Origin of the sequence: Anabaena sp. CCY 0017 (genome assembly GCF_963920885.1) — a bacterium.
Taxonomy (GTDB): Bacteria; Cyanobacteriota; Cyanobacteriia; order Cyanobacteriales; family Nostocaceae; genus Nodularia.
On sequence record NZ_CAWUDG010000015.1, the window covers coordinates 113,015 to 123,440 of the forward strand.

The 10,426-nt window shown below is 43.2% G+C and carries 12 protein-coding genes and 1 pseudogene; 7 read left to right on the forward strand and 6 right to left on the reverse strand.

The window, feature by feature from the left end; all coding sequences use genetic code 11:
- Nucleotides 1-33 precede the first annotated feature (33 nt).
- Nucleotides 34-570: a hypothetical protein gene (locus ACM0OW_RS17680; protein ID WP_414551461.1), complete on the forward strand. Its 537-nt coding sequence runs from the start codon at nucleotides 34-36 to the stop codon at nucleotides 568-570.
- Between the two features lie 59 nt (nucleotides 571-629).
- Here ACM0OW_RS17680 and ACM0OW_RS17685 read toward each other — a convergent pair whose 3' ends face one another.
- The 5 genes from ACM0OW_RS17685 to ACM0OW_RS17705 all read right to left on the reverse strand — a co-directional run bounded on the left by ACM0OW_RS17685 (nucleotide 630) and on the right by ACM0OW_RS17705 (nucleotide 3,137).
- The gene (locus ACM0OW_RS17685) at nucleotides 630-1,808 is read right to left on the reverse strand and encodes a tyrosine-type recombinase/integrase (RefSeq protein WP_414551462.1); all 1,179 of its coding nucleotides are present in this window, start codon (nucleotides 1,806-1,808) and stop codon (nucleotides 630-632) included.
- A 1-nt stretch (nucleotide 1,809) separates the two neighbouring features.
- Entirely contained in the window at nucleotides 1,810-2,265 is a 456-nt protein-coding gene (locus tag ACM0OW_RS17690; protein ID WP_414551463.1) for a hypothetical protein, read from the reverse strand.
- Nucleotide 2,266: 1 nt separating this feature from the next.
- Nucleotides 2,267-2,662 carry an ASCH domain-containing protein gene (locus ACM0OW_RS17695; RefSeq protein ID WP_414551464.1) on the reverse strand — a complete coding sequence of 132 codons (396 nt, stop codon included), beginning with the start codon at nucleotides 2,660-2,662 and terminating at the stop codon, nucleotides 2,267-2,269.
- A gap of 13 nt (nucleotides 2,663-2,675) precedes the next feature.
- Nucleotides 2,676-2,849, reverse strand: a complete 174-nt coding sequence (locus tag ACM0OW_RS17700; RefSeq protein WP_414551465.1) for a hypothetical protein — start codon at nucleotides 2,847-2,849, stop codon at nucleotides 2,676-2,678.
- An 84-nt stretch (nucleotides 2,850-2,933) separates the two neighbouring features.
- Nucleotides 2,934-3,137 carry a hypothetical protein gene (locus tag ACM0OW_RS17705; RefSeq protein WP_414551466.1) on the reverse strand — a complete coding sequence of 68 codons (204 nt, stop codon included), beginning with the start codon at nucleotides 3,135-3,137 and terminating at the stop codon, nucleotides 2,934-2,936.
- 852 nt (nucleotides 3,138-3,989) lie between these two features.
- Here ACM0OW_RS17705 and ACM0OW_RS17710 point away from each other — a divergent pair.
- Nucleotides 3,990-4,388: a hypothetical protein gene (locus ACM0OW_RS17710; protein ID WP_414551467.1), complete on the forward strand. Its 399-nt coding sequence runs from the start codon at nucleotides 3,990-3,992 to the stop codon at nucleotides 4,386-4,388.
- A 175-nt stretch (nucleotides 4,389-4,563) separates the two neighbouring features.
- Here ACM0OW_RS17710 and ACM0OW_RS17715 read toward each other — a convergent pair whose 3' ends face one another.
- Nucleotides 4,564-4,830 carry a KGK domain-containing protein gene (locus tag ACM0OW_RS17715; RefSeq protein ID WP_414551468.1) on the reverse strand — a complete coding sequence of 89 codons (267 nt, stop codon included), beginning with the start codon at nucleotides 4,828-4,830 and terminating at the stop codon, nucleotides 4,564-4,566.
- Nucleotides 4,831-4,901: 71 nt separating this feature from the next.
- Here ACM0OW_RS17715 and ACM0OW_RS17720 point away from each other — a divergent pair, with 71 nt between their 5' ends.
- From ACM0OW_RS17720 to ACM0OW_RS17740, 5 genes and pseudogenes are all read left to right on the forward strand, one after another.
- Nucleotides 4,902-5,201, forward strand: a complete 300-nt coding sequence (locus ACM0OW_RS17720) for a hypothetical protein (RefSeq protein ID WP_414551469.1) — start codon at nucleotides 4,902-4,904, stop codon at nucleotides 5,199-5,201.
- A gap of 186 nt (nucleotides 5,202-5,387) precedes the next feature.
- Nucleotides 5,388-8,387 (forward strand): DUF3854 domain-containing protein, encoded by a 3,000-nt coding sequence (locus ACM0OW_RS17725; RefSeq protein WP_414551470.1) that lies wholly within the window; start codon nucleotides 5,388-5,390, stop codon nucleotides 8,385-8,387.
- A 52-nt stretch (nucleotides 8,388-8,439) separates the two neighbouring features.
- Nucleotides 8,440-8,793, forward strand: coding sequence for a hypothetical protein (locus ACM0OW_RS17730; RefSeq protein WP_414551471.1), 354 nt, complete (start codon nucleotides 8,440-8,442; stop codon nucleotides 8,791-8,793).
- Nucleotides 8,793-9,380 (forward strand): hypothetical protein, encoded by a 588-nt coding sequence (locus tag ACM0OW_RS17735; RefSeq protein ID WP_414551472.1) that lies wholly within the window; start codon nucleotides 8,793-8,795, stop codon nucleotides 9,378-9,380. Before ACM0OW_RS17730 ends, ACM0OW_RS17735 begins: the two co-directional genes overlap by 1 nt.
- Before the next feature lies 1 nt (nucleotide 9,381).
- Nucleotides 9,382-10,426: pseudogene (locus ACM0OW_RS17740) on the forward strand (hypothetical protein); the annotation flags it as partial.

A 10,426-nucleotide genomic window follows, 5' to 3' on the forward strand; every position in this document is an offset into this window, starting at 1 on the left:
ACCAGTAAGCAACCACAACCTTTTGCTGTGCTAATGAGAAACTCGACTGCGACGATTATCATCACCTCTTCTTTGCTGATATCTGGATTCATAGCTTCTCAAGCCTTATCTTCTTTAGCAGACCATAGCGTAGCGTCTTCGGGATCAATCTCTCAGTCAACCTACACTAAACCAATTACCGCTAGTAAAGCTGAGTTTGGAGTCCTGAGAATTAATCCCAAAGGTCAAGGTAAATTTACTCCCACCACCAGAGTCGTACTATATAAAGGTGGTAAATACGGGTGGCGAATTCAACTAAAAGATTACAAGGGTAAAGTGACATGGCGAGAAGTATTTCGATTGCCAAAAGCGCCAGAAACCTGGGCTACAGATGATGGTGAAACTTTGTCGTTATCAGCTGATGGTGTTGAAGCTGTAACCACTCGGACAGTATTCACCAATGATGGCAAAATTGAGAATTTCTGGACGATGGTTCCTGGAGATCCTGGTGGTAAGCATCAAATAAAGGTTTACGTTGATAACCGTCTGGTTGGTTCCTTCGATTTTGATGTGATTTCTCTGAGAAATTAAGCCTACAACGTTAGATAGCTGTCCCCAGGGATTAAATGAGTAGGATTTGAGAAGCAAGATTAAAAATCAGGACATTCCGCATTTACCACGTTGGGGTGGCAATAATACTTAATTACGGTCGAGACATCATCCCCAATCCATAACGCCACTTTTTCCACTGTGATTCCAGAAGCGATCGCCCAAGTAGAAAAGGTGTGTCTGGTTGCGTAGGGCTTGAGGTAGTAGGGGATTTCCCTGTTGATTGCTAATTCCTTCACCACCCCTAGACAGGGCGTTTTAAGCCCATCGTGCATTGATGAACCCTGATTCCATACTTTATTTAAAATATTTCCAGTTATTGGGTTGCCTAGCTTGCTTCGGAATACCAATTCACCAGGATGACTAATAACTGGTCTGATATCCAAAAGCAGATTTTGAAGCCTCGAATTTTCCCCAGATGGGAAAATCCTTCGCTTACCATTCTTGGTTCCTTTGAGGATGCCTGCAAAATTTCTGCTTTTAGTAATTGATATCCGGCGACAATCTGGGCTGATATCTCCCCAGGTCAGTGCGAAAGCTTCCCCAGGTCTACAACCAGTGAAGAATAAAAATTTAATTAGTGGAGCGTAGTGAGTATGGCGGTCATGATGCTCAAAGGCATTAATGATAATGTCCCGTTGCTCTAAGGTAAAGGCAAGGTAAGTTTCCTTATCAGTTGATTTACGTTTTGGGCGTTGCATCTGTAAGCCCTGGAATGGATTGCTTATGATCAACCCTGAAACCTCAGCCCATTCACAACACCTGTTAAGCCTGCCCAGTAAATTCCATGCCATGAACTGAGTAGTATTTTTAGTTAACCAATCCCTGATATCCGATGCCCGATTTAAATCCTGTGTGGGGAAGCGTTTAATATATCTGGCTACAGATGCGTAACTATTCCTAATTGTGGTTTCTTCTAGCTGGGTAGATTGAAATTCTGTGAATAATTCCCAAAGTTCGTTAATCTGTTTAGTGCTGGTTGCCGGGCGAGTTGGGGCTAAATTGCGGGAACCAAATTTATATCTTTCCAGCGTGGGGTCAAACTGTCCTAAGCCAATATCGGTTTCAATTGCATCTCGGCGCGACTGAACGATAATTCTGTTCTTTTTGGTGTCGGTCAGTCCGGTGCTGAGGTAAAACTGTGAAGAAAAACCGCGAACTCTAAAGCGTAGTGAAAGCTTTTTAGTTCGCGGATCTACATTTATCCACTTATCACTCATGTTAATTCTCTAATTCCCAACTCCAAACTAGCCAGCTATCATGCTCAAAGCCGTCAGATTCTACGTGTTTAGTCCAACTAGGACGTGCTGACAGGGGGACTGGAGGGCAAAAAGATTCTCTGGCTGTGGGTGATGGATTATAGCCTTGAGTAGGGAAATCCCAGGGTTGCTCAAAAGTGACTTCCCAATTTAGTGGACGATGGTGGATTACCAGGAGACCACCTTCTGGATGATTTTCGTAAGGCAATGAGATACCCCACCACCAACCAGCATTAAACATCCCAATACGAAGATTATCTACATCTTCGTTGTATTTTTCTTGTTGAATAATTGCCCACTCTTGATTGATGCAATCTTCTTCATAAGAGCAGGCTATAACTTCTATGTTGGGAATGCCTACGAATACATTTTGGTAAGCTACTATTGTCCCGTTTAAGGTGTAGTTAATTTCCTTCATTTTAATTAACCTTAAAAAGTCCTTGTTTCCCCATTACTCGAAAATGTGAGGTTGGGCGGATATTGTTAAAAATCCAGGCGTATCTACCTACCTCCCAAAGTCCACAAGCTTGCTCTATTTTTGACTGGCTATCTATCAAGTCTTGAGTCATAAGCAAACAGTCAACCATTGTTACTTTTGCCACCGCTACGCCAAACGGAAATTGTTCATAACTTAATCGGGTGTTGAGAGGGAATATGACTGAATTAAACCATTCTTCCTGTGCTTTAGTATTCTTTTTTGCTGCACAAATCAATAAATCACCTCTATAACTTGTCTTCCAGTGCCGTGTCTCTACTGTCTTCATACCTAACGGAATTAAACTAGCCCAAGGTTGCCATAAACTGAGTGCTTTCATATTTCTTACTTCCTTATTCGTGGTCGATTACAGTAACAATGTTTTCATTAATCAGACAGTCAGCAGTGAGAGGTTTACCAACAGGAATCCAGTACATTCCTCTAATGTCGTCGTAACCAGTAATGCGATAAATACCAGGGAAAGAAGAAATACGACAAATCTTTCCGTAGTTTTTCATTGAATTCATAAAATGTATCTCTGCTATTTCTGAGATGATATATCTGCAATCATTAAAAGTAATTGCAGATATGCTGAAGCTGTTGTCAATCAACTATGCTGAGGCTTTGGATTGACTGGCATAACAAACTTTGTAGACTGCACCACGAGTTAAGCGGTTTAAGCTTTGAGAGTGCATTTCTGCTTGAGAACGGGTAGAGAATCGGCAAACGACTCTATATAAATGAACGGGATGGTCTGAGTAAACTATCCAGGGTAAAACATTATCTGAATAAACTAACCAGGGTGATTGGTTCATCTGCCACTGCCTCTGAAAGTAAGTTCCATTTTTGACTATTCAATGAAGGCTAATAACGAACTCTCAAGCAATTATCTAGGCTTTTCGCCCAGACTCTTAACGAAATGATTTTGCCGACGCGCTGCTTTTGATAGTAGAGGTTAGCTAACCTTTGACTTTTAATTTTCATCGCAATCTAGTTTTGGTGAAATGAAGATATAGAGCCAATCTGACCAGCAAAATTCAGCCCAACCAAAGGGAAACATTCTGGTCTGCGCCCCCAGAAAATTTAATTCCAACGGCCCAAAGTTTAGACAAACGCATCCAGCACTAGTGATTTCTGATTTCAATTTCAATTTCATCGCTTTCAAAATATGGGTAAGTATCGTTGTTAGTTGCATTTTTCTGTTCTGATTCTCTCCAATGCTGTTGTAATCATGTCTTTTGTTATATCGGTGTTAACTCCTATTTTTGAGTTGTACACGAACAGCCCTATTGTTAAAGCCAAAACTAAATCAGCCTCAACTTTTGTGCAGCCGGAAATATTTTGTATTTCCTGCATTGCTTCATTGATGTTCTGTGTATTCCTGCGCTGGTAGGTCTTTGGGATTTACCTCAGTGGCTGGGAGGCTACCATCTCTCCCCGGTTTGCGTAATTTAGCTATCCTCTACTCGCGAATCATCTGGCAGGTCTTTGTCCTGGAGGCTGCCATCTCTCCAAAGTTGGATTTTTCGTGGAAATTATGGATGAGCTTGTTATAAATAGTTTTGCATTACCAGAACCATGATGCTATCTTATGGAGAGGCAGAATAAATGTCAAGCATTTCGCCAATGCAAAACTATTTCGCTCATGTAGAATGAAGGGAAGTTTCGTGGATTACCAAAATGGCAAGGCCAAAGAAATCAGCAGAGGATGTAACGTCAGTCGGGCTGAAGCTCAGTCGCAGTGCTTGGGAAGAATTACAGGAGAGGGCAACGGCTCTAGGATTAACCCGATCATCGCTAGTGGAAAAGATTGGACTGGGAGAAATTCCTTTGGGGGCTATGTCTACGACGAAACCACAGCTATTGGGAAAATCCTCCAGCGCCTCGAATTAGTTGAAAGGTTACATACAGAATATGTCCGCGCCCATCAAACCAGACTAGAGGCGCGTCTGGACGAGTCTAGAAAATTAGAAGAATTATTTCAAAAATCAGTAACTGAACTTCGCCAAGAAATTTACGCCTTGGTAACAGAAGAGGAATGTAACGGGAACGGACACAAAAGTTGAGACGAGATTACCAATTATTGGTAGCCTCGTCTTTTTCTTGACCTTATTTAGTGCGATCGCAACAAATGCTATTCAAAAGAATGATTTGGCAGGTTGGCAAATCAAAGAAGAAAGCAGTTAGAAGCTTTACAGAACGATGGTTTCACAGGTTGGCTAAATTGAAATTCGCAACAGGTTAAATATTTAGGTCAGAGCGTAACTCCTCCAGTGGCGAGTCCTCATCCTCTGGGACAAACTCTAGCCTTAACCGAATTCTACCCGCTTGCCACCGACCACCTTCACGCAGCAACTCGCATTCAGCACCATCATCACTAATCCAATCTGGATATCCAGGGAATTGATTTTTGATTTTCTGTCTTATCTCACTAATCCGAGAAGTTGCGCCATCGCCGAGATTTTTATTGTTCTCCATGTGGATGACATCACTATCTTGTAAATCCATAAGTTTCAACCAAATAAACAAAACGGGTTAGTTACCGCTAACCCGCTTTCCTAGAATTCCCACCCAAGCAAATGAATAAATCAGCTATCCTATCCACCCTAAAACGGATCAAAAAAAACGAAAACGGTAAAGACCTTACCCACCGGGAAGTAGTGGCTTTGGCGTATGGCTTGATTTCTGTATTGGAGGACATCACTGGAATCAGCAACGAAACACAGGAGCAACTGGAATTATTCCTGAGAATGATGACTAAGAGAGGTGTCCCACACCATGCCCGATGTTACCAGGCCGCTTACTGCATTTGGCTATTGGAAGCGGATGAAGAATTAAAAAAGTGGCAGGAAATTACCCCAGAGGACGAACTCTTTTAAACCACGATATCCAACCTGACTCTGACGATATACCTTTCTAAGCTGTTTTTCTCTTCTAAAATTTTCTAACAAATATGCCCTTTAGCCGTCACAGCCGTCACTTTCCTTACACAGCAATGTTTTCAAGCCGTCACTATAGCCGTCACCAAGGTCGTCACTAGCCGTCACTTTTATTAGAAATCAAAAATGGCACGTAAAACAGCATCAAAAGCAGTTGATCAAGCCCCAGTAGAAGCCCCAACAGAAAAACGTAACCGATTTTCTGACCTTCAGGACTTCAAAGACTTTGTAAAAAACGCTTTCATACAGGGAAGCGGTATAGATCCAGCACTTTATTCTGAGTGCGTCGATTTCTACTCTGACTTAGAGGTGGATCATGGGCATGAGGCGAGTTACCCAATCCACGAGTTGTTGGGCTGGAAGCTCACACGATTTGGCAGGCAAGCCCGTGAACCGCAGTATGCAGCTATTTTAAGGAATGAAGATGGCTCAGTATGGCAGGCAATAGTAAGCGAGTGGGATGAAGATAAACAACGCCCCTATATATATAGAGCGCCGAATGATGGAGGCGATCGCGCATTCCTGCCACCAATTCCAAAGAGCATTAGGAATAAAATTGCATCTCGTTACGGCATAGAAGTTCCCCTGGAGGGAAGCTTTTGGGAGTGGGTACAGACAACAGCCAACATTCCATTGATTGCTACTGAGGGTGGTAAAAAATCTCTAGCAGCACTCACTCAGGGTTATGTTTCTATTGCTTTGTACGGCTGCACTTGTGGTGGCAAGGATTCTTTGATTGATGATTTGAAACCATTCCAAACAGAAAACAGGATTTGGTTGTTTGGATTTGACCGGGATGATAAACAGTCAGCCAAAAGGGCTGTGACCATAGGTAAGAAACGGCTGACGCTATGCTTAACACGAGATGTTAAGTGCTACGTCGAAGATATGTTTTGGAATAGTGAAGACGGTAAGGGCATTGACGACTTAATCGTTAGCCGTGGGACAGGTGCTTTTGATATAGCCTATGCAAAAGCCATGTCCAGACTTGAAAAACAGTTTAAGGCGGGAAGTTATTCGTTAGACGATGACGATAAAATTAAACCGCCCAAACAGATTAATGTTGCTCGTGAAATAGCAGAGAAATATAGGAACATTTTAGCATTCAATAATGAGATAGGTAGTTGGATGCTTTACGCAGCGGACCATATAGGGATGTGGTCACGGGAAACTGATGAATATATTGAGTCAGTTGTTTATCAGATAGTATTGTCTGAAGGTCACGACAATTTCAGTAGCTCATTCGTTTCCAGCGTGGTCAAGCTGCTTCGGCATGAACTGATTGAGCGTACATGGAATGAGAAACTGCCAACTGAAGTTTTACCATTTAGGAATGGACTTTTAGAAATTGGGACAGGCAAACTACTGGAACACGCCCCAGGATATCGCCTCACCTGGCAACTTCCAAGAAATCATGAGGTAGGTGGTACGTGGGAGAAAATTAATAAATTCCTTGATGACCTTACCGCAGACAATACTGCGATGAAGGATTTACTGATTTGCTATTGCAATGCCGTGGTCAAGGGGCGGTCGGATTTACAGCGATTCATCCACTTGATTGGTTTGGGCGGAACTGGTAAGGGGACTTTCGCCAGATTGATAGCTTCCCTGATTGGTGAAGAAAATATTCACACCACAAGCCTAGATGATTGGTGTAGAGATAAATTCGAGCCTGCCAACGCCTACAGGAAACGACTGGTGATTTTTCCAGATGAAGACAGGCAGGGAGGGAAAATCGGTAAATTCTTGAGTCTGACCGGTGAAGATTATCTCAGGGCTGAGGAAAAGCACAAGACAGCTTTTAAATTTAAATATGACGGCATGGTAATGGTTATGAGCAACTTACCCATCTTTGGGGGAGAAGCGGCCAGTCGAGTCAAACGCCGAGTGATCACCGTCCCTTGCAACAATGTCTGTCCCCAGGATAAACTGCTCGACCTTAAGCAAGTATTTGAGCCAGAGCTTCCAGCTTTCACTAATTTCATACTTTCAATTCCAGACGATCGCGTAACTTCGGTATTGCGTGGTTTGCAAGAAATCCCAGAATGTACTTTAGAGTTCTGGGAAAACAGAATGAGAATTGATAGCATCGCGTCCTGGATTAACCAAAGCGTCATCTGGGATGCCGAAGCACTAACCCCAGTGGGGTTTAACAAAAATGAGGGAAGCAATGGGGAGGAAATTGTAACCCTATTCGGTAGCTATACCCGTCACTGCTATAACCTGGGCAATGCTCCAAAAAGCCATAATAATTTCTCGCCTGACTTACTTGAGTTATGTAAATCGGTTTTAAACTGGCCAGTCGAGAAGAAATCAACCAACACAGGTAAGTTTATTAAGGGGATTAGATTACGTCGCCTGACCTTCGATGATGGTCAGGCGACTCATGATGTTTTCCTTGCTAATAGACTTTCTAGTCAAGATTTAGAAAAAGTGACGGCTAGTGACGACCTTAGTGACGGCTCTGGTGACGGCTCAGAACCCTTGCTAGTAAAGGAAAGTGACGGCAGTGACGGCTATAGCCATAATTTGTTAGAAATTTCAGAAGAAAAAAATGGCTTAGAAACTGAAACTCAAAATAGTACGCAAATACTACCAGGGGGCATTCAGGAAACAACCAACAAATTCAAACCTGGGGATAAAGTAGTGGTTCTTTATCACGAGACAAATCCCTACTTAATAGGTACAACCCAGACAATCCAAATGATTGCTGAGGCTTCACTCAGGTTTGATAGTGGGGAATGGGCATTCAGCCATGATGATGTTTGCCATGCTAAAGATAGCCCCATCGTGAACGCTTGCCCTAACTTAACTTTGGGTGGGGTTTATTATTCCGTCTCCCTTCGCTCAAAAATCAAAATAACCTGTATCTTTAGCACTACAGGGAAAGTAACTTGCCACAAGCATGGCGACTTCCAAGAAATCAAAATTGAGAAAATGGATATTCGTGCTACTCAGGAATCACCTATATCTAAATTCAAGCCCCACGACACTGTGGTGGTTGTCGGTAAGATTCGCAAAGGAAAGAAAGGGGTAATAGACAGAGTGGATCATCTCTGTTGGGTTAGGTTTGCTGGGGATACTATGGCTTATTCCTACTACGCCAACGAATTGAAACTGATTTAGTACGCTTGTATCATGTATAGTTAGAGACAACAGTTTTTAATCATACAAAGTCATGGCAGAACCAACAGTAGTTCAGGTTTTTGGAACAGGTGCAGCCCGACTAGCATCCGGTGCTACCACCCCAGAGGCTGGTTTATTCATTCCCGATACTGCATTAACAGCAGCAGGGTTAGATAGTCCCCCAACCGCAACGGCTGAAGGTCATTTAGTTGCCATTAATCTTGGCGCTCAATCTTATCTTACTCAAGCCAATTTCGATAGCAATATTGACCAATCAATTGTTGTAGAAAAGGGTTTTTCAAGCTTTGTAACCCGAACCGATGGGGAACAATATAGAACTGACCAGCTAACACTCACCAAAGCCAAAATTGATAATGGTGGTGTTATTAACCCGAATGATTACTAATGGCTCAATTTTGTAATCAAGGAGATACGGCGAGGGTAACTTTCCCCGATGGGAGTATACAGGATTTTACTGATACTCCTATTAATATCATTTGCGAGGACATTCCTAGACCGGATTGTGAACCATTTTCGATTACTTACGATGCCTATTACAGTGATTTTGGGGTGATTACTGTCTACAGGACTACTTCCGCTGGTAGAAGATTGCCTTACGAAGGAATAAGGGTACAACCTGGTTATCCCTGGATTATAGAAGCGAAAACTAGAGGACTTGCATTTAGTTTCTGTGAAGATGAAACTAAATGGCAAAGTATAGCGGGTAGACCTCAACGAACTGATCGTATTTTTGTAGACGCTATTTTAGTATCTTTAAATTACACCAACCCCGATCCCGGAAAAATCATAAAGGTCTTTGGCAGCGCTGGGGATGAGCTATTCTCTGCCGAATTTCCTAACTGTAATTATTCAGTAGAGTGCTTAGAAGAATGCCCCCCGAACACACTTGACTGCGGCGATTGTTGTCTCCAGTGCGATTCCGTTCTTTCAGCAATAAAAAATATTAGGTCACTAGTAATTTCGCGTTTATAAAATGAGTGATTCTTGCTCTCAGATATCTGCGGAACTCGCAGCATTAAGGGCTGATATAGCCAAAATTCAACCAGTAAATGAAGAAGCAATAGTACAAAAAGTATTAGCACGCCTTGAACCGCGACTGGCACGATTTGCTACCAAAGCAGATGTCGCCGGAGCTTTCACAGCCATAGCGGAAGTAGAACTGAAAGTAGGCCGTGTGGATCAGGAAGTCCAGCGACTCAAAAGAGACTTAATTGCCTTTGGGGCTGGACTTGCCGCACTCGTAGCAGTTGCCGCAGCGCCTCTGATAGCCTCAGCGTTAGGAGCGCTCAAAGGATTAATAGCTGCTGCTATGGCTAAAGCTACTTCTGCGTTGGGACTGGCAACTGTCGTTAAGGGGCAGGTTGTAGTTATGCAAGCTCAAATAATTAGCGCACAATCCACAGCCGGCGGTGCATTAACATTAGCTGGCACTGCACAAGGTACTGCTTTGTTGGCGGGTGGTAAAGCTACTTCTGCTTTAGCTTTAGCTGGCACTGCCAATGCTACCGCTTTATTGGCAGGTGGCAAGGCTACTTCTGCTTTAGCTTTAGCTGGCACTGCCAATGCTACTGCTGGGAAAGCTTTAGAAACTGCATTACCAGCATTATCCCTGGCTACCAAAGCAGACGGTACAGCAAACATAGCACTAAATAAGGCAGGAGCCGCACAGCAAACAGCCAACAGTACACAAGCGCAACTTCAGCCATTAAAAGCCAAACAGCAAGCTTTAGAATTGCAGTTTGCTGAGGTAAAGCCCAAGGTGAATTTAGCAATTAATTTCGCTCGTGATGCACAAGGGAAGGTAATTATAGCTGATGGCAAAGCTACAACCGCACTAGGAAAAGCAAACTTGGCTCTATCAAAACCGCTAATTCCTGGACCCCCAGGTCAACGTGGTTTGACTGGCAGTGTTGGTCCTCGTGGTTTGACTGGCAGCGTTGGTCAACGTGGTTTGACTGGCAGCGTTGGTCAACGTGGTTTGACTGGCAGTGTTGGTCCTCGTGGTTTGACTGGCAGTG